A 22,596-nucleotide genomic window follows, 5' to 3' on the forward strand; every position below is an offset into this window, starting at 1 on the left:
CTCGACTTAGTTCTCGTGAAGCCGCTGACGAAGTTGAACCAGTTCGTTGTATCGATCGACAATGATCTCGTGATCGGCCAGTCGATCAAGGGCCTGATCTATGAGGGATTGCAACTTATGTAACAATTCGTCTTTCTTCTCGGCCGACGCAGTCAGGCGTTCATTGGTCGCCATTAGTGCTTCGCTGCTGACAATGAGTTCCTGAACCTTGGGTCTAACTGACGCCGTGTAGGTACGTTCGATATCTCGTTCGGCTTCGGCCTGTTTCAGCCGCTTCTTGAGCGATCGGCGGGAGCGGTGATAGATCAGCCACCAGACAATGTTCAGCAGGCAGAAGAGCAGCGTTTGGGATAGTGATAGGTCAAACATGGGTCAAGTCAACGCATTCTTTGGCTTGCCGATCGTCGACGAAAGTTTCATCGACTGCCAGCCTTTAAAAGTAAATAGAAAGAGATTGGATACTGTTTATCATGGGTTAGTTCGTCCGTCATTGGCAGCGGGTACATTGGACATGGCTCATGTTGACCAGTAGGCCAGGGTAGCTAATTTACCCTGGCCTACCCATTGAGGTTTCGTTCTAGTGTTGCCTGGGTTGGGTCAACTCATGATATCGTTCGACGATGTCTTGCCTGGCAGTGGGCACACTGAAAGCTTCTTTAGTCAACAAGAACAACGAATCATACAATTGATTCTGTTCATGTAAGAGTTGAACGAGATGGGCTTTTTCGTGCTCAAGGCAGGCTACGGTATTTAAAGCGTTTAGCATTCGATCGCGCAGCTTTTTTGAGCAGGCAAGTTCGACATCACGTTCCTCTTCAGCACGTTCAGCACGTTCAAGCAGGGCCTGACGACTGGTAAACCACGAAACGAGAATTCGTCTAATAACTGTCATTGGTTGATAAAAGAGATAGTAGGTAGAACTTGATTTATTGCCAGTACTCTAATCGACTCTAAGTTGATTGATCAGGATGCGGCGATGAGGGTTATTTTACTAGGTACGTCAGGTACGTAGTCGGATACCTGGCTGATGTAGTAGTAGGTCGGCGGCAGCGACAACCCACCGATGGCCTGACTATGAATGTACACCAGCCGGTCGAGCCGCAGCACCGAAATCTCGGTCGGTGTCAATAGCCGCATCAGCTCCAGTGTCCTCGGCCGTTCTAGTACCTGCTTCAATCCGCTGAAGAATGCACTGATCAGGCCCTGCTCCCCTTTGGCCGGATCGTCGAACGACAGGCAGATCGGCAACCCACCTCCCTGTTTCACCATGTCCGGGCGGGTATCGAACCAGGCTACGCGCAGCGGCACGTCGATCGTCCGGTTCATTCCGTTTATCGTCTCCAGTGTCTTCATAGCCTGAGTCAATGACGAGTGGACCAGCAACCAATGCGGCCCGTTTTCGGCATCTTTGTCGTTAACCGTCACGGTCCCGTCGAAGCTACGGTCGACGGTTCGCATTTCGATTCGTGGTATCGCATTGATTTGGCCGATTGCCAGCTTCGAGACCGGTACAGGGCCAAAGGGCAAGGTGAACAATGTCTGCTTTTCGTTGAGCGCCGAGGCTGATATGGCGATCATTCCGTTACCCTGCGTGGCTTTCTCGTCCGCCTGTTTGTAGGCCAGTGTATTCTGCTGGCCGTAGGGGTCGATGCTGGGCACGTACCGGCAGTCGCCCCCCTCGTCGATGCGATCAGACCAGTCTACCGCATTCGCCCGATCGGCCACCAGTGGCGTTAGTGGTACGAAGCGTAAAGACTGTGTGAGTTCGTCGATCAGGTAAGTTCCGCAGCAGGCCAGCGCCACCGACTTGAGCAGCTCCAGGCAGGTCAGGCCAGGCAGGTTGGCCGCCAGTGGGTAGGTATCACCGTAGGTAACGGTCGTGTCCGGAGCCAGCGTCCAGCTACTGCTCTCGTCGTCCAGCAGAAAACCCCAACCACCAAAGTAGGTCAGTTGGCGACCACTGAGTTGCAGTGTCAGCCGGTCACCGGCCACCACGTCGACGCTCTCTTTCCAGCGGAATGACTGCTTATTCATCAGAAAGATGTTGTGCGGCCCCCCCTGCTCATAACTATCCTCTTTGATGACCTGCCCGTTCTTGAGAAGCTGGAGCGTCAGGCGCACGCCACCCGTCGTCACCTTGAACAGGTAGGAGAGGTTGAGATCAAAGGCCAGGCGCATGGTCGTATCGGCCACGTAACCGGACAGATTCGCCCGGTAGTTGCCGAGGCGTCCCTGACTGAAGCCCTGACTTGGCCGATCGACGAGGTTGAAGGGGACGACAACGCTGAAGTCATCGCCAAAACCAACCGGAAAGGCACCACGGATCGTCAGGTCCATCCCGGCGCGGGCCTGCCGATCGGCGACGAAGCCTTCCTCGACAGCTCGTTTGGGTCGCGATGAGGTCATGGGTAGCACCAGCGCATTCAGGAACTCGTTGTAAGGGGAAACGCTCGGCCAGTCCAGTTCGTAGCCTTCTTCACGGAGCATCGTTTGCAACAGCGTCTTCACGAACACGGCAGGCAGCAGTAGATCGGCGGCCTGACCCCCGTTCTCGATGGCGCCGTAGTCGATCAGGGGGAAGCAGTAGCCTTCGGTGTTGGCGGCCGCCGCGATCACGGCGTCGGTGTTCCACTTGAAAGCCCACCGATCCAGATTGATCGTGCTCAACTTACGATCCAGTCGCACGTACAGGGCCTTGTTCTTATCGACCAGGTTGATCAGCCAGCCGGTTTGTGAGTTGAACTCCATGAAGCGGGCAAAGCCATCGAATACATTGATTCCATTCTGCACGAGGTAGGCGGGAATCAACGAGAAAGGCACCCGTGAGGCTGAATTCGTCGCCTCGGCTCCTTCGGTAATCCGGCGAACGGTCAACGAGTCAGGCAGGGTATACGCCGAGCTGTACGAGGTCTGGAGCGTAGCAGGCTCGCGCAGGTCGTTGGCCTGAAACGTCAGGCGCAATTCCTCGCCAGGCGATAACCACACGTTATTGAGAGAGAGTCCGTCTGACATAACCTAGGTGTTGGCACTGTGTTGAAGAACTTTGACCTGATTGGCAACCCGCTCGTAGTCGCTCACCACGATACGCGGTGCCGGCATCTGCGCGATCGCCTGCCTGAACTGTTCGCCGACCAGATCGGCCAGTACCTGTGGATCCACGCCGCCCACCGTTGAGGCAAATGGACTGGATTGGCCTAACATGGCTGCGGTCACGTAAGTCGGACGTGGTGCTGTCTGGGCATCGGCTATACCTTTTGCCCGAACATCAGCCAGAAACGAACGTATGTCAACGGGTTTCGCCCCGGGGAATGGTACACCTCCACCGTCGACGTTCATCGCTGACAGCTCGTCGTAATATTTATCCGTCGTCTGTGCATTCATGACAGACTCACGAACCGAGAGATCGGCGGGTATACTGTCCGACGTTGTGGTACCTGGCCCGCTGACCACGCCCTGGTACCGACGACGCTTTGCCTCCCTTGGCACACCACCAACAGCGAACTGCTGAGACTCAATGACGGCCTGCTGAGCAATACCTGTTGCAGCTGCTAAGGCAATCTGAATAACATTAAGGGGGAAAGGGTTTCCTGCGGCAATAGTTATGCTTTTTGCCGTATTTATGATGTTCTCGACTGTCGCTATCTTCTTCCGCTTCTTGGCTGCCTCCAACTCAAGGGCGGCTTTCTTTTGCTGGAAGTCTTTTTCGATGGCCGCGCGCTGATCGGAGGTCAGCAGGGCATTGTCCAGACTAGCTTTCTGTTGTTTATCTAAGGCTTGGCTCTGGGCTTGAAACTCGGCTTCTATAATCTTGGTGAATACGTCCGTAGCCTGTAGGGCGTAGCCGGTGTACTCATCCACTTTAGCCCTGAAAAATGATCTGCGCAGATCAGCTTTTCTCCGTTCGTATTCAAGCTCGATACGATATATCGCCTCGGCACTGTCACCAGCAGCAGCCAGTTCAGCCTTCTTTTGATTCTCAAGGTCTGCTAACTGAGCGTCTAACTCTTCTTTTGAGCCTGCTGCACTCTGGGCCAGACGCGCTTTGATCAGTTCGCCATCCTGCTTGAGTCCTTCCTGCGTAATCTCATCATTCGTTTTCTTCCGATCGGCTTTTCGCTTCTCGTCGAGGGCCTTGAGTTTGGCGTTTAATTCTTCAAGGTTAGTGACAGTACGGAAAATCTCCTGCTGCTCCAAATCCTGACGCAATTCTGACGCCTGTTGCTCTAATATCTGGCGTTCGACACTATGCTCCCTCAGGTTGACTATCTGCTGTTCTAAACCAGCGAGCTGAATTTCAATTGCCCTGCGGTTGATCTCGTCAGCTTCCCGAACATTCAGCGCAGCCTCCTCGACCCGAAATTTCGCCTTGATAGCGGCTTCCTGGTTGGACCCTTCCACCAAAGCTGCCAACTCGTACTTTTCCTGATTCTTGAGTAATTGACGACGGACAGCATACTCGTCTTCCCTGATCCGGAGGACGCCCTCGACGATCTGCTCTTCGTTCGATAGAGCATAGGCCAAACGTTCTTCATCAAGGGCAATAAGGGCAGCAAAACGGTTTTGATCTGATGCTTTCTGCAACTCATTCTCCTTATTCTTCAGCTCGGTCTGCTTACCCAGGCTGTCTGCCTCAAATTGGTAGAGTCGCTGCTTGGCCTCAGCTACCTTGTCAAGGTCTTCGTCCTTATTCCCGTTACGTTTGGCTTCAGCATCGAGGATGTCAATGCGGCGTTTCTCCAGGTCGATTTGCCGTTTTAGCAGACCTTGCTCTAGGTTGGAGCCATCTTGAGCAGCCTTTAACCGAACAGCCTCGGACTTAGTGACGTCTTCCGATAACTTTTTCAACTCCTCGATCTGAGCCCGTGATTTTTCCCGGTCGACGTTCAGTTTTCGTTCTTCCCTTCTCAAATTCTGGCTGGCTAGTTCGGTTGCTGTTGCCGCCGCCGCAACCTGTGCAATCTCTTCACCAACGCCCGAAAATGTTTCCTTGAATAACTGGTAGGCTTTCCTCGGACTGGCAAATACGTTCGAGAGTGCTTCAGCTAGTTTCACGCCCCGATTGATCAGCACCGTGAATACGGCACCAGCTGCTGCGGTAATCTGGGACATTTTGTCCATGCCACCCTGCGTACGGGTCAGAATGGTGTAGAGACCACTCAAGGCTAGCAGTAGCAGCCCGATACCAGTAGCGGCGATGGCTCCTTTCAACCCCGTCAGGCCGAGTTTCATCGCGCCGAGCCCTTCCTTGGCACTAGACAACTTATCTTTCAGGGAACCGATGGTACCACCGAACAACCCGAAGCTCTGTTCCGCCTTGGCCAGGTTGTCGCCGATGCGGCGACTGTTATCACCCAGGGCTTTCTCTTCTTTCTTCATCTCCTCGGTGATCTCCCGGATATGTTTCTGCATGGCCTTGCCAGCGGCCGACTCCCGTTCGGCTTTGCCCATGGCATTGTAGGCAGGAGTCAGTAGCTCGATCGTGGCCCGGTACTGATCCATCGACCCTTTGGCCGCGGTTCGGATCTTCCGAGCCAGCTCCTCCGCTTTGGTCGACTCAGCCAGAGCAGCCGTCGTCTCTTTGAGCTGCTTCTCGGTTTGCTCGAGCGCGGTGGCGAACTGGTCCTCGCTGATCTGGCTGGCCTTGTTGGCTTTGATCAACTCGGCCTTCGTCGCCTTCAGCAGGTCCAGCTCGGTTCTGAGCCGTTTGGTCTTCTTCTCCGATGACTCGGAATTTACGTCGACCGTGATAAGGATAATTTCGTCCTTGTCTGCCATGGTTACCTATTCGTTGTAGCGTGTGTGATTGATTTAAACGTTGCTTGCCGGGTTCTGGAGCCGGTTGAGGTGCCGTTGCCGCTGGTACTCGAAGTAGAGCCAGGCCACGGTGCTCATGGCGTCGTTGTACTTCAACTGCCAGACTTCTTCGTGCTTGAGTTGGCGGTGCTGGGCAATGGCGTGCGTCTGTTCGTAGCCTTCGTAGAGCGCCAGTTGCGGAACCATCGACCGGGCCGCAGTCGCCACCGAGAGGGTATCATCAGTTCCGTTGCTACCTGCTCGTATGTGATTCGCCCAGAGGGTATCGAGCCGGTTGATTTCTGCAAAAAAAAAGCGGCCAACGGAAGGGCAATGGGGCAGGGAAGGTCTAGAATGGCCGATCTGTAAGGCTCGGCATCGATGATATCATTGAAAGGCTTACCTGACAACTGCGGATAGAGATAAACCGACAGCAACGCTAGTGCGGCGTCGATATAATTGTAACGATCCGCCCCTTGTAGGCGCCGTAGTTCCTCGTCGAGCGTGATCTTTTGGCCGTACGTTTCAAGGCCGATATCCATCGGTCGTTTGATGCGCCGTTCGACTGGCTTACCATCTTCGTCAATCGTTATCGTCAACCGATCGGCCACAGGCATGGCCGAGAAGTCAGGTATGTTGGCGATAAACTGGAGGTGAGGCAGGATGGTCTCGTCGGCGTTGGGGTCAGGTAGTCGCCTCAGCAGATCAGGATTCGAGGCCAAGGCGAAGATCACCGACGAACTAGTACCGATGGCCAGCACCTGGCGAAGCGTTACCTCGGACCAGGTAGTGGGGAAGCTGACGACTTGATCAGCAAAGTGAGCACGGAGCATTGAATGAAAAGGATGGATTACTATCGACGGTAATAAGTAAATTAATTCACAAGGCGGCGAGGCGCTGCACAGGGCCGAAAGGTGACCGCGCTGGACATGTGTTCCCTCTGGGTCCGAATGCAGATGGTGAACCGTTTGACCTCCTCAGAGCTTGCCGTAATCTTTGGCTGGCTCTCGACGGGTTTGTGTGGCTCGGAAATCTGGTGAGCCTGCCCGCTGAGGTGCGGCGAATCGGTTACCGCGCCACTCGCCGAATTGCTTAACGTTGCCGGCGTCGGTACGGCCTGACTTGTTAGCGTCGCCAGTGGCGGCGTTGCGCCCAGATTGGGTGTTATCGGATTCACGTCGTGGTACGATTTCGTTGTTGAACTTCTTTTCAGTCAGGTAATTGTTGGGGAAACCCCTGAATTGCTTCTCGGGCCTCGACTCAACGAAAGCTGGCGTGTGCTGCATGGCTGTCTGCCGTTCATCGTCGGTCAGATCGAGCCAGGCCGCCTTTGACTGCTCTTGGTTGGCGTTGTAGCCGAAGGCGGCAAACCAAGCGGAGAAGGGTACGTTGCAGTCTTCGGCATCGCGGTTGCGCAGGAAGGGGTCACGGCCAGAGGGCTTGGCCACGGGGGGGGGCGCGGGGGCCGGGGGGGCTTTTTCTTCTTTTTGACTTTTAACGACTAAACTCTTCCTTTCTTCCTCATCCACCAGCGGTACTCGCGATTGGTTGGTTGGTGTGTTTAAGGGTTTAGTTGTTTTATAGTTTAAATGTTTATCTATAATAGGTATAGCAGAGGTATCACAGGGGAGCGACAGAGGAACATCAGAAGAGCTACTGAGGAGCAGCAGAGGAACATCAGAAGTCGATTTTTGAGCCTCTGCTTTTAGTTGGTCTGTTAGTGTGAATTGTGCCGGAAAATCATAGTTTTTGCCCGGTACAAAATCAATCAGCTTTTCGTCACGCAGCCATTTGCGACCGTCCAGGTAAGATTTCTTGCCGATCTGGGTTTTATTGATGATCCGGTCGTACTCGATCCGCGTACTCTTCCAACCGTTCCGATTGATCGAATCGACTATGGCCATGAATAGAATACCGTACTCGGACTTATAACCCTGCCGGTATGGCACGTCTTCCCAGAACCAGTTAATGAGTTGGATGTAGTTCATGCGCTGTAGCGACGTCCGTGACTAGTCGAGTTAGAAAGCTGTTCCTGATCGCGTATCCAGATAGACTGGCTCAGGTGCTGTGGCTTTGCGCTGATATGCATTGCCTCATTGATGGCCAATTCATCGTAGAAGGCTTTTGTTAATTCGTAGCCAGTCATAGAAAATTACTATTGATGGTAATAATTGGACTAAAGGAAAACGGACGATTGGTTCGCTTTCATGAGTTACTGCGGGATGAGGAGGTACGTCTCTGACGGGCGGTGCGCTGGACATTGTACGCTTCGGTAGCTTCCTGGATGGTGGCCGTACGATGCTGCTTTAGCCAATCAATCAGATCGGAGCGAAGGAAGTACAGTTGAGCACCGGTTGGTTTGCAGAACGGAATCTTACGGGCTGATACCATACCGTAAACCGTTTGCTTTGTAAGGTTGAGTAGCTCAGCGGCCTGCTCAATTGTCAGTACCTCATCGGCGGGCGGGGTGGCCTGTGATGTCGGTAGGTTGTTTCGAACGGCTATACTGGCCGTTTCAATCATCATCAGCCGTAGATCGGCTACGGGCATTAGTACCATTTCCATCTTGCGCGGTGTTTGCGTTTTCGATGGCTAAAATTGGCCATTTGGTACGGGCCGTAAGTGCGTATCGTGCATTCACGCACGATACGCACGATCTAGTCCTCTCTAAATTCTCTACATTAATGAAGTCAATGACTCAATTATTTTTGAGTCTGCAGGATCACTAAATACCCGTGCGTCTTTACCCATATTCAATCCTTGAAAATAGGCGTTCAGGAATTGAACAAGCTCCTTACGACGTGTACCAGTAAGGCATATGATTTTTGATGGTCTTGATCTTTCCATTGCTTCAATCCAAGCAACGATTACGCCTTTATCTTTTCCGTTATTGCCGATCCACTGATTAGCTCCATTGATGACGGGCTTTTCTGGACGGTATTTACGTAGGGCTTCGACACACTTCTCTTCGCAGCCAAGTACAAACAAGTCGGACAGGCTCCGATAATCGTCAACTGTTGGATGGCGGCGAGTATAGAGTTGGTTAGCCTGATCGACTTTCTGTTGTTTGAATGGAGATACGTACCGTTGTGTGGTGGTAATATCTCCATGGCCAAGTGCCTGCTGGACTAATCTTAGGTCGTCAGTTTGATCATATAAATGATCGGCGAACGACCGGCGAGCTGTATGACTAGATATGTTAGGGGTAGTACCAAGTCGCTTCGATACCTCCTTGAGTAATGTATTAACGTAGCTAACGCGTTTATCAATTTCCGGACCCATCCGCTCTTCTGGCCAGTGGCGAAGTTCATTTGGTAGAAATGGAAAAATAAAATCACCTGGCTCTTTGTCCTGTAAGTACGGGGTCAACAGTTTTTGTAAAAAAGGCTCGACGAGTACGAACTTTTTCTTGTCTTTCTTGTCGCTGATATACTCAAAGCGTACCCGTGTGGTGAACTGTCCATCAACCATCTCTCGAACGGTCATCAGTTGACCAACGCGGCCGCTGATGAGGTCACCAATGCGAATACCGTGCAGATAGTAAGCTGTTAGAAACAATACGCGAGCATTCTCTTGAGCCTGATCTGCCCTTGTCTCAATCGGCCAAGAAGCCTCTTCCCATGCTTGAATCTCTGCTTCGGTCATCCAACTTGGGTTTGTCGGGGCGGTGGCGAATCGCATACCACGAGTTGGATCCGCCTCCGATGGTAGGCTATGACGGGCAATATACGGCATGATATGTTGTCGCAATCGCCGTAATAGGTCAGTAGCAGTATTACGACGCGAGGATTCTGTTGAAGCTGCCCGCTTTGAGGGTTGAGTCAATAGCCACTGTTCAAATAAACGAACGCGCTCAGGCGTCAGCATGGACAAATCTATTCTGGGTGGTAAAGGCGTGTCTCTCAATTCTTGAAGTCTTTCAGGGGAGACTTCAGATATATTGAATGATCGCGGGGGTGGTAAAGGCCCAGATGCTCTACTGTTTTGCTTCCTAGCAGGAACATACCCAGTTAGGAATTCGCGTAGCTTGTTAAGCATCTCCTGATGGTTGCGCGCGTTATCATCTTGCCCGCTCTCCTGCCAATGGGCAATTTGCTCTTCGATAAATGCTGAAAGAGATTCGTCTTGGTTTCCCAGAAGTTTTGCCTTCACTTCTGCGGCCGTGTAGGTGCTACCAGTTTGAATTAGCCGCTGTATGAGGTTGGTCATGCGGTCGTGCCAAATTAGAAGGGTCTTGTTCAACAGGTCATGTTGCGGATGCGACCGAGAAATCCAGTTCCTTTTTTGCGGGTCGCCGGCCTGGTTGAACTGGTCGGGTTTTGCATAAACGCCTGTGCTGACAAACTTTTTGACGCGCAGGCTGGTGATCCGAAGCATAACCAACCGGGGAACGTCCTGGGGTTTGTCATTCGCCACCGTGTTAAGTACAAACTTATAGGTGATAGCCATTCTGTGTGATGATTATTTGACTTTAACAAGCGCTAACCTCATAAACATAAGCATTGATGAGGTTAGCGCATCTATGAATTAGTTGAAGGGGCGAAGGGTCTGCATCACAACATGCTCGCGCAGAGTAATTGCGACTATCGGCTTTGTCTCGCCACACTCTCCGAAGAAGTGGAGCAGTTCAGCCACGTAGGCAGACCACCAGTCTGCTTGCCGATGTCCGCAGAAGACGACGAATAGCCGATGCATCATCAATACCCGTTGAATCGGGGTGTAATAGGCGTAGGCTTCCTCTGCGTCGTCCGCTTTAGTAGCTTGGTCATCGGGTTCACCAAAGCCTAGATCGAGGTCGTCGAAGCCAAGGTCGAAATCGCTGAGGTCTATATTGAAGTCCCCGAATGGATTGTCATCATCTTTTGACTGGTCGTCCGATTTGGTGTCGGCAGCGAGGGGGCGGAACACCCAGGGATAAAATACATAATCCAGGTACTGGCGTAATAGAGCTAGGTCAGCCGTTAGACGGGGGGTGTGGACCGTCTGTACAATTTGAGGAGCCGATGGCTCATTGAGGGTTGGTACAGCACCTGTCGTGCTGTATTTTTGCTCCGTCTTCATGAGAACGAAAGTTTGAGTGTTGAAACCGCCCCCTTCGTTGTCCTCTGCCAAGAATGATCAGCGTTGGGGGTATCTTATGTCTGTAAGACTCTGTAAAAATAACAAAACTTATATATATATATTAAGTTATCGGTAAATTTATTTCTTTAAAGGTCTTTTATTCTCGCTTGAATATAGCATATATATATTAAGTCTTACATTTGAGGTAACAGATAAAAGACAGGCATTAAATGACAGATATAGTTAATATTACAAAGCTGGTTGGAACCCAGATTCGTGACATTAGAAAGAGCAAAGGTGTTACTCAGAAGGAGTTAGGGGAACGTCTGGGTATCTCTGAGGTTGCAGTTAATCGTTACGAAGCCGGAAATCAGAACTTGACATTGAGGACTATTCAGAAGATTGTTGACGTACTCGAAGTCAAGCTTTTTATTACGATCGTACCTGGGCCTGGCAGTAAATAGGAATGAATACAGTCCGCTAGTCGTTTTACCAGCAGTGTCAGACATGGGTAGCACTATTTGGCCAAGCCCGGCGACTATTTTATTCTGAACGATTCAATTGACTTGGTGAGAAACACAGGGTCTTTTTGATTGTATGCCGAGTAAGATTTGTACAGCTTATCACCACTAGCATGCCAATCATAATTCGATACTAATTCTAATGCATCACTGGGGTCCAATGAATATCTGGACAGTTTATGCACTATTGTGCTACGATCTTCTTCACCATAGTAGTCTCTGCTGATCGGGCTTACGTCGATTACTTTCCCCTGATAGCGAATAACTGATACTGACAAATAAAAGGCTGGCTGACTCTTACCAATGATATCCTGTCGAGGTTGGCTTCTAATAGTACCAGGCTCTATATCAATTGTCAACGTACCCACTGTCAAATCAGACGAAAGGGAGGAGCCTTTAGGGCGTAGCTTGAAGCGGATCACCTGCCGCCGATAAAAAGTCTCAGTCGAAGGACTAACGGTCTGCTGCATGGGCCGGGCAGAAACGATGTTGCCGTTGCCATCAACTCGAATCTGGTAAATGATCTTTCCGTCTTCATTAGAGTCGTCCCTGTCGAGTCGGTTATTACCAAACAACCATCCTGATATATTCAAGGCTATTTTGTGCTTCGTACGTACACTATCAGCCTGACTAATAGCTGAGTGCGAAGATAAAATCAGGCCAGCAAGGAGTAAAAACGTTTTCATGTTCAGGCAACAAAGTGGTTTTTGATGAGCGTAATATGTCGACCTGATCCTCGTCAGCCTCCAGGTACGTCCTGGCTTGATGCTGGCGGTAGGCTCCATTGACTTTATAGGTCAGGCAGGAGAGTGTCAACTCATGTTTAAATACACCCTACTTTGACCAATTAATAAATCATCACTGATACTTGCCCACGATACTAACGAGGCGTCTCTTTTGTCACTTTCTTTAGACAACAATCATAAACACCTTGCTCTTAGTGAAAGGAAGCCTCCAGTCAGACGATACGTCGCGGGCCTTAACGGTAGGGAGGGCGTAATATGGTAATCTGTGAGGCGGCGGACTCACGCGCTACGACGAACAGCTATCGACAGCAAGAGTAGAATCCATTGGAAAAAGTTGAACTAAGCAGGTAGATATAAAGAATATTAATCACACTTATGGAATTTTTTGATTTTTTAAAGAAAAAGGAGCTTGTTCAGATTGATGAGCTAAAGGCTAAGATTGAGCAAATTCAGGCAAGCGAAAACAGCTTAAAACAGCAGTTAGAAGCGGCAAACAATATCGGTTTCGAGTTGATGACTCAACTCGAAAAGTATAAGATAATCACCGACATTGAAGACGAGGCTGAACGTCGCCGAAAAAAACTAGCCGATAATTATTCAGAAAAGCGGCAGGAGCTTCAAGATCTGAACGAGAAGACTAAACAGGTGGATGCAGATTATAAAAAGGCATTTGCTACCTACACTCGGCTCAGGAAGGAAATTAGCCTTTACGAGTCTAAGCTGGACATTGTCGAATTTGGCATATATGAGCCGGTCTACGATTTTGAAAAATCGGCACAATATCAATTAGAGCAGGCTCATATCATTGATAGGCAAAAGGCAATGGTTTCCAGTGATAAGGCCGCTACCTGTCTTCGTCAATGGACGGTTGAAGGTAGTTCAGCGAAGGGGGCTGCCGTTATCAAGGTTTACAAAAAATTGATGCTACGCGCTTTTAACGGCGAATGTGACGCGTTGATCGCCAAGGTCAAGTGGAACAACGTCAACCAGATGAAAGAGCGAATGGTAAAGCTTTTTGAAAGCATAAACAAATTAGGCAGTGGCTTTACTGTGAGCATCACGAGTCAGTATCTGGAGCTAAAACAGAAAGAGTTGATCCTCGAGCACGAGTATCAGTTGAAGCGCCAGCAGGAGAAAGAGGAACTGCGGGCTATTCAGGAGGAACTGCGGGAGGAAGAAAAAGCGCGGCGGGAATTTGAACAGGCGCAGCGGGAGGCCGAGAAGGAGGAGTCGAATTACGAAAAGGCACTCGACAAAGCCCGCCGGGAGATTGAGTTGGCAACGGGGGACAAGCACGATAAATTACAAGCCCAAATTGAACGGCTCGAAGCCGAGTTGCTGGCTGCTCAGGAGAAGAAAGAACGAGCTTTATCAATGGCCCAGCAAACCAAGCGTGGGCATGTATATATCATCTCCAACATCGGTTCGTTTGGCGAGAATGTCTACAAAATTGGCATGACCCGCCGACTTGAGCCGCTAGACCGGGTGAAAGAGCTAGGCGACGCTTCAGTACCATTTCAGTTTGATGTTCACGCTATGATCTATTCGGACGAAGCCCGAACGTTGGAGAATGAACTGCACAAGGCGTTTACTAACCAAAAGGTGAATATGCTCAACTATCGCAAAGAATTCTTCAACGTCAGCCTAGATGAGATTGAGCAAAAGATCAAAGACCTCGGTTTTGATGCCGAATTTGTCCGGTTGCCCGAAGCAATGGAGTATAGAGAGACGCTGGCCATCATTGAAAAGATAAATGCGCCCCAAGAGCATAGAAGCGTTGAAGAATTGATTGCGAATGAGTTCCCTAATCAGCTACTCAACTAAGCTCTATCAAGCCTACTATTAATATCTACGCCGATTATCAGTGAGTCTGGCTACTAATAATTAGTAAACGTTAATCCTGACTCAGATTCTTTGCTTTTCGAGCCTCCTTCCAAGCAACCTGCGTCCTCGTCCTGCCAGCGTAATTTGTAGCTCCTACGTACTGCCGCATAATCGGCTGGTCACCTCGACCTGAATTCGTTGAAATTAGGAGTAGATAGGAAGGTCATTCCCAGCCCTCAGATAATGACTGACGACGAAATAAGCCAAGCAATATTAAACGAACTTCATGAGCGATACAATGATTCCATGAGGCTTCCGCTTCACATTTATGACTTTGCCAGAGGGCAACTTGGCGTCTTATTAGATGGGAGGCTTGATCTTATAATTGATCAGTTGCAGTTAGATGGCTTAATTCAGAATTTAGGTACGACTGGTGGCCACTCGGGCTTAGATTATAAATTGACCATGAAAGGTTTACGTCTAGTAACCCAAGGCAGTTGGTCGAGTTATAAAGCGGAGAAGGAAGCTGCTATTCGTAAAGTGGAAAAAGAAGCCTACTTAGCCAGCCGTAAGTTAGAATGGGAGGTTAATTATTTGTGGATTGGTATCGCCGGATTGCTCGTAGCTGTACTGACTGTCGGTTGGACGATATACCATGATCTCAGTGATGATAAGCCTACCAGGCAAGAGTTCAATCTACTCAAAGCTAAAGTAGACTCATTGCAGGGAAAGCAACAAAAGATTACGTTGCCCATACCGAGCCGGTAGAAAGGCTCGATTTATCTAAGAGTATTGGCCTTCAGATCTATTAGGCACCGCTTATTTTACCCGTGTACGCAAAAGGTGCACATGATAGAACAAGCGCCCCTCTGCCTTTCTCAATTATGCAATACTACACTTGGTACCCAGTTTCCTTCGCGTCTATGCTACCGACTGGTGAAGGCCTTTCAGAACCGAGCGGTAAAGTTGTCAAGTGGGTAGATGATACCTGGTCGAACCTGCTGTTATACGATCCGAATGTTGGCGTACAAAGCGGCTTCTACGATCCCAACGATCAGACGCTGTACCGGCACAATGAAGAATACGACTTGGATGACGAGTGCTACGACTGGGTTTACGAGGCTTGCCCGGGAGCCACTCATTTCATGGTAATCACCTTGCCAGAGGATGCAGGAGCCAGTGCCAATGGGCAATCGATTCGCCCGATACCGAGCTGGTTACTTGGCGCAGGTGGGCTTGCCAATTAAGTCGGCCTATGTTAACGTTTGGCTGTGTTGGTTTTAGATCATAGTCTAAACAGAAAGGCCACTTGATTGCTATTCGTACCTCTTCCGAATCTCCTCGGTAATGTCCAGCACTTCCTTCTCGTGCTCCTCCCGTTTGTGTGGTGATGGTAGTTTCCAATCCGTTCTCCAGTCGAACACATCATAAATGGCAACGGGGATCGCTCCCTGCCTGGCGACGTCTGCCAGGTCTTCGTCTGCCTCCAGGTACGTTCTGGCTGGGTGCTTGCGGTAAGCTCCATTGATCTGATAGATCACGTAATAGTGGGGGACGTGTGGGGTATTCGCTTTTTTGTTGGCCATTGTTTTTCTTATCTAAGTAAGGCGGGGAAGCTCCACCTGCTCCTCACAGATCAAGCGTCAATCGATCCACGGCGGCCCGCTTCTGCTCGTTAACGATCTTAGTGTATATCTGGGTACTGGCCAGGCTGCGGTGACCCAGCAGTTCGCTGATCGTCTTGATATCAGTCCCGCCTTTCAATTGCAACGTGGCGAACGTATGGCGAAAGGCATGGAACTTGATCCGGCGGCTGATCCCGGCTCGCTGGGCCCATTCCCGGAGTTTCTGGTTTTGCCAGTCAGAGTAAGCCAGATCGACGAAAACCCGATCAGCATCGATGCCCCGCTCCCCCAGTAGGCTGCGGGCTGTACTACTGAGCGGCATTGTTTCAATGCCTTCGGTCTTCTTTTGCCTGAAGCGAATATAAGCTCCCTCGGCATCGTCGTACACTTCCGACCAGACCAATTTGGCGACATCACTGTAGCGTAAGCCAGTCAGGCCCGAGAACAGCGCAGCACGCTTGAGATAAGGCAGGTCACAGTCCGTATTGGCCAGTCGTTGCAGCTCGGCCTGGGTGATAAAATCCCGTTGGGTTTCCTTAATGGTCAATCGCTCGACGCCGGATGCCGGATCGACAGCGAACAGTTTGGCCTTAGTGGCCCGTTTGGTGGCCGTCTTGAAAATGGTGAAGTAGCCGACGGCCGAGTTGAAGGCAATGGATTTCTTGACCGACTTCTTACTGTTGAGCGCCTTGGCCGTGGTGAGGTAGTCCCTGAATTCCTCGCAGAACTCGGGCGTTACGTCATCGGTCGCCAGCTCCCCATCGGCAAACAGTTTAAGGTGATTGTACACGCTCATCCAGTTGTTGCGGCTTCCCAGATCCTTGGCCTTCTCGATCTCGGCCTGTTCCAGAAAAAAGGCCAGAAAATCGACGCTAACGACCTTCTTCGCCAGAAAGCCGTAGTTACCTGCCTGCACTTCCAATTGGCGCTGAGCGCTGACATTTTGCGCCAGTGCACGCGTCTGTTTGTTGTGCTGCCGGTCGAGCTCGGTCCTGGGCTTTTCGATGAGGTACAAGCCCAGAAATTCCCGGCGCGTAGCCTTTCCCGTTTCGGGGTGCGGTATGGGCGGGTAAAAGTCGAGGTAGAGACTGAGTCGACCGTTCAGGATCGGCTTCTCACGCAGGGTAACCTTCATGTGATTTGTACCTCGACTGTTGACTATTCCTGGTAGAGGTACGACGAAGGTACAAATAGGGGCCAAGTCAACCTATAGTGGATACCTAACAAATCCTGACGGGACAACAAAAAAGCCCCATCAGGGGCCATTTTAAGCGTTTTACTAGGTGTTCACTCAATGAACGTTATCGGCCTTTAATTTCTCTTTAAAAACTTTTTTGAATTTGTCGAGCTTTGGAGCAATCACGAAGGCGCAGTAGCCCTGGTCGGGATTTTGGGCGAAGTAATTCTGGTGATACGCTTCAGCCTCGTAGAAAGTAGTGGCCGGGCTGATTTCCGTCACGATGGGCTTGGGGTAAGCACCTGATTTGTCCAGTTCAGCTTTGGCGGTTTCGGCGATGCGTTTCTGCTCATCGTTGTGGTAGAAAACCACCGACCGGTATTGGGTGCCTACGTCGGCGCCCTGCCGGTTCAGGCTGGTTGGGTCATGGCTCCGGAAGAACGCTTCGAGTAGTTCGGCGTAGGTAACCTTACTGGGGTCGTAGGTCACTTCTACGCATTCGGCGTGGCCGGTGGTACCCTCACAAACCTGCTTATAGGTGGGGTTCTTTACCTGTCCGCCTTCATAACCCGACACGGCCGATTGTACGCCGTCGAGCGTTTCAAACATGGCTTCGGTACACCAGAAACAGCCGGTGCCAAATGTTGCTTTTTCCATAGGTATAGTTGCCGCTGTGGCTTGAGAATGCATACGTTGTTTTTTTGCGGCTGTAGCTGATTGAGCAACCACAGCCGAGAAGTTGGCACTAATCCCGAACACAGCAAGCCAGGAGGCAAAAAACAGATACAGTCGGGGTCCAGCTTGGGTAATAACCATTTGGGTTGTTTTACGGTTAGATTGCCTACCGATAGAACAGGAGTAAATACGTATAAGTTTGCGGTTGGGGTTTGGCGTGTCAACCAGTTGTCGACGTACCTGAAGCGACTGCAAGCCTCCCGCTACTCTTGATTAACGTACCTGCCAAGTTTATAAACGATTACTGATGAGTAAGATAGACGCTTTCCGTTACGACGGGTCCAACAAGTTTTCTGCGAAAAAAGCCGATACAAAAATTGACGACTGGTATACCGACGATGCCGATTATGCCGCCCGGCTCCGCGAACAGGCCACCGAAATAGACGCCCTGCAAACCCGCATGTATGCTGATAATCGGTATGGGGTGCTGGCCATTTTTCAGGCAATGGATGCGGCTGGTAAAGACGGTACAATCCAACATGTGTTCACCGGTACGAACCCGATGGGCCTGCGCGTGTATTCATTCAAACGGCCTACTGAACAGGAGCTTGACCACGATTGGCTCTGGCGTACGTACCTGAACCTGCCCGAGCGGGGTACCATCGGTATTTTCAACCGGTCGTATTATGAAGAGGTGCTGGTGGTGAAGGTGCATCCTGATATTCTAACCAAGAGCCAGCGCATTCCCGCCGACCTGACCGCCGATCTCGATAAGGTTTGGAAGCACCGGTACGATGCCATTGTCGATATGGAAAAACACCTGGCCCGGAATGGTTTTCTGACGATCAAATTCTTCCTGAATGTCTCGAAAAAGGAACAGGCCGACCGGTTGATTGCCCGCATCGAGGACCCGGAGAAAAACTGGAAATTCGAGGAGCAGGATGTAGAGGAACGCGAATACTGGGCTGAGTATCAGAAAGCGTTCGAAGAGGCGATTAACGAAACGGCCTCAAAGAATTCGCCCTGGTATGTGATTCCCGCCGACGATAAAAAGAACATGCGGCTCATCGTTGGCCGCGTGCTGATCGAAGAGATGAAAAAGCTGAACATCGGCGACGTAAAACCAGACGAAGCCCGGTTTCAGGCGTTGCAAAAGCTGATTCCCAAGCTGAAGGCATAAGCGTGCAGAGGTTGTGGTATGGAGCCGCTTCACGCCGTACCCCATACCCAACTCCGCGTTTACAGGCCCAGATTGCGTTTCCAGTAGGGCGTTACAAACAGGTTATGCGGGTCCATCTGCTGGCGCAGGGTCATGAACTTATCCCAGTTCGGGTACTGGCTGCGTAGGTACGTTGTTCCCTGCGGACCACTCGGGTCGGGCAGGTATTTGCCCCAGTGCGGTCGGAAATCGAACCCGGCGGCGGGCAGTGCTTTCCAAAACCGGTCATAATAAGCAATAGGGTCTTCTTCGTTTTTGGCAAACCAGAAAATATCGATCCTGAATACGTCGGTCTGGTAAGCGGGACTCAGCCAGAACTGGCTCGATTTGGCGGCATACAGTTCCACGGAGAAGATACCGGCGTTTTCGGGGTCTTCGTAGAACGTGCGCAGGAAATTCATGGCCGCCTGGGTCTGCCCGATCGGAATCCAAAGTTCGGTAAACCAGACCGGAAACAACTCGTCGCTCATCTGATTGTCCATCGGCAGGCCATTCCACCAGATATCCTGAAACGGCTGGTTCTCGCTGTCGCTGACAAAAAACTTCAGAATCATGTGCAACACGCCATCCTGAATGCTTTCGAGCTTCTCGACCAACTCCTGATAGGTCGGGCTGGTGGGGCCAAACCATTTCGCGAATAGAAACTCAAGCCAGTTAGGTAGCCGGTCGACAATCTCGAATAACCGACCCGCCAAATATTCTGTCAGTTCCTGGCTGCCCAGAATATAAGGCACCTCCAGATACGGCTTCGGAACAAAGGTTTGCCAGTTGGTAAAGGCATCGGTGCGGGCAGCCTGCCAGATCACCATCTGTTGTTCGGCTGCTTGTGGCCACCACATCAGGCGGGTGTAATCAGTGGCTTGTAAGAACCCTTGCAGACCTGGCTTCGTGGCATCGCCCGCACCAAATAGATCGACCAGGGCGCAATCATCCTGCTGAAACGTTTGTTCGCTGCCGCTGATATTGAAGGCTGGAATACACTGATACGTGGCTTCTACCACAATACCCATCAGGCCCATGCTGGCGAAAGCAGCCCCGAAGAAAGGGTCGTCCGGGTTGTTGTCGGCGGGGCGCTCGAACGTTCGTTCTTCTACGCCCGTCTCGCCATGATAAACCACCTTGACGCGCCGAAGGGCATCTTCAAACGCAAATTGTGTTGACCCGCCCGACGAACCCGTAGCCATGAATCCGCCGATGGTCTGGTGCGTAATGCCCCCAAGATCGGGTAGTGCCCAGCCCGGTGGCGACTGTCGTCGGCCGTTGGCGTCTAGCGGGTCGAGCTGGCTACAGAGCGAATTTTCGGTGGTCGAAACGCCGGTGGGATCAAACGGATCGAGGCCCAGATGGCAGCCCGCCTGTACCGTTACCAGACCGGTGGCGCTATCCAGCGAAACCGCGTTCAGGTACGACAGCATAATGTGCAGCGTCTGGGTAACGGTGGCCGTTTGTTGCGTGAGTGGAAACGAATGACCAGACCCACGCACCGAAACGGTTTGATTGTCTTGTCTCGCCTGCCGAAGAAGGTCTTTTACATCATCTATAGAATGAGGCAGGTAAAATAGAGTGCCGTTAATTAGCTGTGATTGCATCAGGGATCAGTATCAATAGGTAGGGTCGAAATGTACTGAGAAGCTACCTCTGCTAGCTGAAAATTGATTAAGCGTCGTTGGTGCAACCTAATCAGCTGTGCTGCTTAAGCTATTGATTGTCAATTGATAATGTTAGATCGGAGGGCAAGCGCCTGATTGCCACTGATCCTGGAGCGCCTGACCGTGAGCCAGTAAACAAATTGGTCGGGGTTTGGTTGAAGAAGCGGTGGCCCGCAGCGCCAAAAAAATACTGGTGCCACCCATACGTACTCACTCAACTATGAAAAAGATACAGTCAGGTACGTTCCGCTTCGACGGCACCAAGCCCTACGCTGCCCACGATACCCCCACACTCGTTGATCCATTCTATACCAATGAAGCCGACCGCGCCCGACAGCTCGACGCGCTTAGTGAGCGGATGGATCAGGCTCAGAATCAAATGCATGCCCACGAAAAGTATGGGCTCGTTGTTCTGTTTCAGGCGATGGATGCGGGCGGAAAGGACAGTAGCATCCGGCATGTGTTCAAGGGTGTAAATCCGTCTCGCTTCAAAATCGCGTCGTTTAAAAAGCCGGGAAAGACCGAACTGGCACATGATTTCCTGTGGCGATTCTGGCAAAAACTACCCGAACGAGGCACCATCGGTATCTTTAACCGGACCTATTACGAGGAGGTATTAGCGATGAAAGTGCATCCCGAACGGCTGGAAGATAGCAACGTACCTGACGAATTTATCAGCAACCTGCCCAAACTCTGGAAAGAACGCTACGCTGATATTGCCCAATTTGAGGACTACCTGCATCGGAACGGCTTTCGGGTGGTGAAATTCTACCTGCACGTTTCGAAAAAAGAACAGGGAAAACGCCTCATCGCCCGGTTAAAAGACGACGAGAAACAGTGGAAACTCAGCGACAATGATTTAGTTGAGCGGCAACAGTGGGACAACTACATGCAGGTATATGAAGACGCGATCAACGCCACTGCCACAAAGACGGTCCCCTGGTACGTGATTCCCAGCGACGATCGCGATAACCAACAGCTACTCATCGCCCACATCATGACCGAAATCTTGGAGTCATTGCCCGTCACCTTCCCGGAGAAAGACGATAAAGAAGCCAAACGCCTGATCAAAGAAATTGAAAAACAGGACGCTGTCATTAGGTAGTCATTATGCTGGGCTGTCATTAGGTAGTCATTACGCTGCGCTGTCATTAAGTAGTCATTACGCTGGGCTGTCATGAAGTGGTCATTCATAGTTCAACGACAAATGACAATCAATGACCACTTCATGACAGCGCAGCATAATGACTACCTAATGACAGCGCAGCGTAATGACCGCCTACTTCACCGCTTTAACAACGTACCCAGCTTCGCGGAGGAGGTTTAACAGGCCGTTGGGGCCGGGGAGGTGACCAACGCCGACAGCAATGAAGGTAGACCGTTCAGCTATGACGGGCCGTAGCTGGCTCATCCAGCGCAGGTTACGGTCGTCGATCAGGGCGTATAGGTCGGCGGGGCTGTCGCTTTCTCGCTGAAACAGGTTCCACATACCCTCGAGGTCGGCGCGCAGGTACATATCGGTGAGGCTGGTTCCAGGTGTTGTGGGTACGTTCTTTTGTTTCACCATCTTCACCAGTTGCTCAGCCTGTTGCTCAACGGGCTGGCGGTCGTAGAGTAAGGTCAGTTGTTGTTCCAGCGTTTCAAGGCCTTTGAGCGGTTTTTGCCTGGCCTGGGCCTGCTTCACGAAATAGAGGTCGATGGGCTGCCCGGAGAATCTGGTGAGCGTATCAGACCGTTGCCGGGCATAGGCCACACTGAGTGCCGTGGCAATGATGACCGGTTTTACCTGGTTATAAAACGAAAGTTCCTGACCCGTTACCGCGTTAAACTCATCGGCTACCAGTTTGTAATCCGTCGCGTCGATGAGGCGGATCAGGTTGTTATCGGCCATCGTGGCGTACTGCCTCACTTTCCCGGCGGCCGATGAGTCGAATACCATTTCAACCACCACACCCTCTGCCTGCTCGAAGTGAATCCGGGTCAGTGAATCCTGTTTCAGGTAGCTATCGCGCAGGATATGATAGGTGCCGAAGAGGTAAGACGGTTTTTTCAGGCCGTTGCCCGATAGTTCCCAAAGCAGTGACTGCGCCCGTCCGGCTGTGCCGGAAAACAGTAAGGTAACGAGTAGGAAAGAGAACTGGCGCATAACGGTGAATTCTTGGATTTGTACGTTAATTCAAACCGTCTACCCCGGAAAATCGTGGTCTTGTCTATTTCTTAACATACGGCTGAACAGCACACTGTACTTTTGGTGTACTACTAACAAATAGCGTGCCCTCACCGTTAGTTTACTGATTCACCGGACA

At 51.1% G+C, this 22,596-nt stretch carries 22 protein-coding genes; 6 read left to right on the forward strand and 16 right to left on the reverse strand.

Going from position 1 to position 22,596, the window contains the following annotated elements:
- Positions 1-6: 6 nt before the first annotated feature.
- The 10 genes from ACFE8Q_RS01015 to ACFE8Q_RS01060 all read right to left on the reverse strand — a co-directional run bounded on the left by ACFE8Q_RS01015 (position 7) and on the right by ACFE8Q_RS01060 (position 10,854).
- Positions 7-369, reverse strand: coding sequence for a hypothetical protein (locus tag ACFE8Q_RS01015; RefSeq protein ID WP_375443487.1), 363 nt, complete (start codon positions 367-369; stop codon positions 7-9).
- Between the two features lie 208 nt (positions 370-577).
- The gene (locus ACFE8Q_RS01020) at positions 578-892 is read right to left on the reverse strand and encodes a hypothetical protein (RefSeq protein ID WP_375443488.1); all 315 of its coding nucleotides are present in this window, start codon (positions 890-892) and stop codon (positions 578-580) included.
- A gap of 71 nt (positions 893-963) precedes the next feature.
- Positions 964-3,012 (reverse strand): hypothetical protein, encoded by a 2,049-nt coding sequence (locus ACFE8Q_RS01025; protein ID WP_375443489.1) that lies wholly within the window; start codon positions 3,010-3,012, stop codon positions 964-966.
- A gap of 3 nt (positions 3,013-3,015) precedes the next feature.
- A complete protein-coding gene (locus ACFE8Q_RS01030) occupies positions 3,016-5,775 on the reverse strand; it encodes a hypothetical protein (protein ID WP_375443490.1) in 2,760 nt (919 codons plus the stop codon).
- 131 nt (positions 5,776-5,906) lie between these two features.
- Positions 5,907-6,626: a hypothetical protein gene (locus ACFE8Q_RS01035; RefSeq protein WP_375443491.1), complete on the reverse strand. Its 720-nt coding sequence runs from the start codon at positions 6,624-6,626 to the stop codon at positions 5,907-5,909.
- A 144-nt stretch (positions 6,627-6,770) separates the two neighbouring features.
- Positions 6,771-7,781, reverse strand: coding sequence for a hypothetical protein (locus tag ACFE8Q_RS01040; RefSeq protein ID WP_375443492.1), 1,011 nt, complete (start codon positions 7,779-7,781; stop codon positions 6,771-6,773).
- Positions 7,778-7,939, reverse strand: a complete 162-nt coding sequence (locus ACFE8Q_RS01045) for a hypothetical protein (protein WP_375443493.1) — start codon at positions 7,937-7,939, stop codon at positions 7,778-7,780. The genes ACFE8Q_RS01040 and ACFE8Q_RS01045 overlap by 4 nt, the downstream gene beginning before the upstream one ends.
- Positions 7,940-7,998: 59 nt before the next feature.
- Positions 7,999-8,358 (reverse strand): helix-turn-helix domain-containing protein, encoded by a 360-nt coding sequence (locus ACFE8Q_RS01050; RefSeq protein ID WP_375443494.1) that lies wholly within the window; start codon positions 8,356-8,358, stop codon positions 7,999-8,001.
- Between the two features lie 111 nt (positions 8,359-8,469).
- Positions 8,470-10,242, reverse strand: a complete 1,773-nt coding sequence (locus tag ACFE8Q_RS01055) for a tyrosine-type recombinase/integrase (RefSeq protein WP_375443495.1) — start codon at positions 10,240-10,242, stop codon at positions 8,470-8,472.
- A gap of 78 nt (positions 10,243-10,320) precedes the next feature.
- Positions 10,321-10,854 carry a hypothetical protein gene (locus tag ACFE8Q_RS01060; RefSeq protein WP_375443496.1) on the reverse strand — a complete coding sequence of 178 codons (534 nt, stop codon included), beginning with the start codon at positions 10,852-10,854 and terminating at the stop codon, positions 10,321-10,323.
- 230 nt (positions 10,855-11,084) lie between these two features.
- Here ACFE8Q_RS01060 and ACFE8Q_RS01065 point away from each other — a divergent pair, with 230 nt between their 5' ends.
- The gene (locus ACFE8Q_RS01065) at positions 11,085-11,318 is read left to right on the forward strand and encodes a helix-turn-helix domain-containing protein (RefSeq protein WP_375443497.1); all 234 of its coding nucleotides are present in this window, start codon (positions 11,085-11,087) and stop codon (positions 11,316-11,318) included.
- Between the two features lie 74 nt (positions 11,319-11,392).
- On the opposite strand, the gene ACFE8Q_RS01070 is transcribed toward ACFE8Q_RS01065, so the two are convergent.
- Complete coding sequence (locus ACFE8Q_RS01070; RefSeq protein ID WP_375443498.1) at positions 11,393-12,061, reverse strand: hypothetical protein; 669 nt, start codon at positions 12,059-12,061, stop codon at positions 11,393-11,395.
- Positions 12,062-12,496: 435 nt separating this feature from the next.
- On the opposite strand from ACFE8Q_RS01070, the gene ACFE8Q_RS01075 reads away from it, so the two are divergent.
- The 3 genes from ACFE8Q_RS01075 to ACFE8Q_RS01085 all read left to right on the forward strand — a co-directional run bounded on the left by ACFE8Q_RS01075 (position 12,497) and on the right by ACFE8Q_RS01085 (position 15,192).
- Complete coding sequence (locus ACFE8Q_RS01075) at positions 12,497-13,945, forward strand: DUF4041 domain-containing protein (protein WP_375443499.1); 1,449 nt, start codon at positions 12,497-12,499, stop codon at positions 13,943-13,945.
- Between the two features lie 243 nt (positions 13,946-14,188).
- The gene (locus ACFE8Q_RS01080) at positions 14,189-14,713 is read left to right on the forward strand and encodes a hypothetical protein (protein ID WP_375443500.1); all 525 of its coding nucleotides are present in this window, start codon (positions 14,189-14,191) and stop codon (positions 14,711-14,713) included.
- A 155-nt stretch (positions 14,714-14,868) separates the two neighbouring features.
- A complete protein-coding gene (locus ACFE8Q_RS01085) occupies positions 14,869-15,192 on the forward strand; it encodes a hypothetical protein (RefSeq protein ID WP_375443501.1) in 324 nt (107 codons plus the stop codon).
- Positions 15,193-15,261: 69 nt separating this feature from the next.
- Here the strand turns inward: ACFE8Q_RS01085 and ACFE8Q_RS01090 are convergent, their stop codons facing one another.
- From ACFE8Q_RS01090 to msrA, 3 genes are all read right to left on the reverse strand, one after another.
- Positions 15,262-15,531, reverse strand: coding sequence for a hypothetical protein (locus ACFE8Q_RS01090; RefSeq protein WP_375443502.1), 270 nt, complete (start codon positions 15,529-15,531; stop codon positions 15,262-15,264).
- Positions 15,532-15,574: 43 nt separating this feature from the next.
- Complete coding sequence (locus ACFE8Q_RS01095) at positions 15,575-16,705, reverse strand: tyrosine-type recombinase/integrase (protein ID WP_375443503.1); 1,131 nt, start codon at positions 16,703-16,705, stop codon at positions 15,575-15,577.
- A gap of 156 nt (positions 16,706-16,861) precedes the next feature.
- Positions 16,862-17,404: a peptide-methionine (S)-S-oxide reductase MsrA gene (gene msrA, locus ACFE8Q_RS01100; RefSeq protein ID WP_375443504.1), complete on the reverse strand. Its 543-nt coding sequence runs from the start codon at positions 17,402-17,404 to the stop codon at positions 16,862-16,864.
- A 325-nt stretch (positions 17,405-17,729) separates the two neighbouring features.
- Here msrA and ACFE8Q_RS01105 point away from each other — a divergent pair, with 325 nt between their 5' ends.
- The gene (locus tag ACFE8Q_RS01105; RefSeq protein ID WP_375443505.1) at positions 17,730-18,602 is read left to right on the forward strand and encodes a PPK2 family polyphosphate kinase; all 873 of its coding nucleotides are present in this window, start codon (positions 17,730-17,732) and stop codon (positions 18,600-18,602) included.
- Positions 18,603-18,661: 59 nt separating this feature from the next.
- On the opposite strand, the gene ACFE8Q_RS01110 is transcribed toward ACFE8Q_RS01105, so the two are convergent.
- The gene (locus ACFE8Q_RS01110; RefSeq protein WP_375443506.1) at positions 18,662-20,230 is read right to left on the reverse strand and encodes a D-arabinono-1,4-lactone oxidase; all 1,569 of its coding nucleotides are present in this window, start codon (positions 20,228-20,230) and stop codon (positions 18,662-18,664) included.
- Between the two features lie 280 nt (positions 20,231-20,510).
- Here ACFE8Q_RS01110 and ACFE8Q_RS01115 point away from each other — a divergent pair, with 280 nt between their 5' ends.
- Positions 20,511-21,395: a PPK2 family polyphosphate kinase gene (locus ACFE8Q_RS01115; RefSeq protein WP_375443507.1), complete on the forward strand. Its 885-nt coding sequence runs from the start codon at positions 20,511-20,513 to the stop codon at positions 21,393-21,395.
- Between the two features lie 174 nt (positions 21,396-21,569).
- Here ACFE8Q_RS01115 and ACFE8Q_RS01120 read toward each other — a convergent pair whose 3' ends face one another.
- Entirely contained in the window at positions 21,570-22,436 is an 867-nt protein-coding gene (locus tag ACFE8Q_RS01120; RefSeq protein WP_375443508.1) for a TraB/GumN family protein, read from the reverse strand.
- Positions 22,437-22,596 lie beyond the last annotated feature (160 nt).

It is taken from the genome of uncultured Fibrella sp. (assembly GCF_964250085.1).
GTDB lineage: Bacteria > Bacteroidota > Bacteroidia > Cytophagales > Spirosomataceae > Fibrella.

Coding starts and splice junctions, on each gene's coding strand:
- ACFE8Q_RS01015 (WP_375443487.1), bottom strand. CDS start 369: ATGTTTGACCTATCACTATCCCAAACGCTGCTCTTCTGCCTGCTGAAC.
- ACFE8Q_RS01020 (WP_375443488.1), bottom strand. CDS start 892: ATGACAGTTATTAGACGAATTCTCGTTTCGTGGTTTACCAGTCGTCAG.
- ACFE8Q_RS01025 (WP_375443489.1), bottom strand. CDS start 3,012: ATGTCAGACGGACTCTCTCTCAATAACGTGTGGTTATCGCCTGGCGAG.
- ACFE8Q_RS01030 (WP_375443490.1), bottom strand. CDS start 5,775: ATGGCAGACAAGGACGAAATTATCCTTATCACGGTCGACGTAAATTCC.
- ACFE8Q_RS01035 (WP_375443491.1), bottom strand. CDS start 6,626: ATGCTCCGTGCTCACTTTGCTGATCAAGTCGTCAGCTTCCCCACTACC.
- ACFE8Q_RS01040 (WP_375443492.1), bottom strand. CDS start 7,781: ATGAACTACATCCAACTCATTAACTGGTTCTGGGAAGACGTGCCATAC.
- ACFE8Q_RS01045 (WP_375443493.1), bottom strand. CDS start 7,939: ATGACTGGCTACGAATTAACAAAAGCCTTCTACGATGAATTGGCCATC.
- ACFE8Q_RS01050 (WP_375443494.1), bottom strand. CDS start 8,358: ATGGAAATGGTACTAATGCCCGTAGCCGATCTACGGCTGATGATGATT.
- ACFE8Q_RS01055 (WP_375443495.1), bottom strand. CDS start 10,242: ATGGCTATCACCTATAAGTTTGTACTTAACACGGTGGCGAATGACAAA.
- ACFE8Q_RS01060 (WP_375443496.1), bottom strand. CDS start 10,854: ATGAAGACGGAGCAAAAATACAGCACGACAGGTGCTGTACCAACCCTC.
- ACFE8Q_RS01065 (WP_375443497.1), top strand. CDS start 11,085: ATGACAGATATAGTTAATATTACAAAGCTGGTTGGAACCCAGATTCGT.
- ACFE8Q_RS01070 (WP_375443498.1), bottom strand. CDS start 12,061: ATGAAAACGTTTTTACTCCTTGCTGGCCTGATTTTATCTTCGCACTCA.
- ACFE8Q_RS01075 (WP_375443499.1), top strand. CDS start 12,497: ATGGAATTTTTTGATTTTTTAAAGAAAAAGGAGCTTGTTCAGATTGAT.
- ACFE8Q_RS01080 (WP_375443500.1), top strand. CDS start 14,189: ATGACTGACGACGAAATAAGCCAAGCAATATTAAACGAACTTCATGAG.
- ACFE8Q_RS01085 (WP_375443501.1), top strand. CDS start 14,869: ATGCTACCGACTGGTGAAGGCCTTTCAGAACCGAGCGGTAAAGTTGTC.
- ACFE8Q_RS01090 (WP_375443502.1), bottom strand. CDS start 15,531: ATGGCCAACAAAAAAGCGAATACCCCACACGTCCCCCACTATTACGTG.
- ACFE8Q_RS01095 (WP_375443503.1), bottom strand. CDS start 16,705: ATGAAGGTTACCCTGCGTGAGAAGCCGATCCTGAACGGTCGACTCAGT.
- msrA (WP_375443504.1), bottom strand. CDS start 17,404: ATGGAAAAAGCAACATTTGGCACCGGCTGTTTCTGGTGTACCGAAGCC.
- ACFE8Q_RS01105 (WP_375443505.1), top strand. CDS start 17,730: ATGAGTAAGATAGACGCTTTCCGTTACGACGGGTCCAACAAGTTTTCT.
- ACFE8Q_RS01110 (WP_375443506.1), bottom strand. CDS start 20,230: ATGCAATCACAGCTAATTAACGGCACTCTATTTTACCTGCCTCATTCT.
- ACFE8Q_RS01115 (WP_375443507.1), top strand. CDS start 20,511: ATGAAAAAGATACAGTCAGGTACGTTCCGCTTCGACGGCACCAAGCCC.
- ACFE8Q_RS01120 (WP_375443508.1), bottom strand. CDS start 22,436: ATGCGCCAGTTCTCTTTCCTACTCGTTACCTTACTGTTTTCCGGCACA.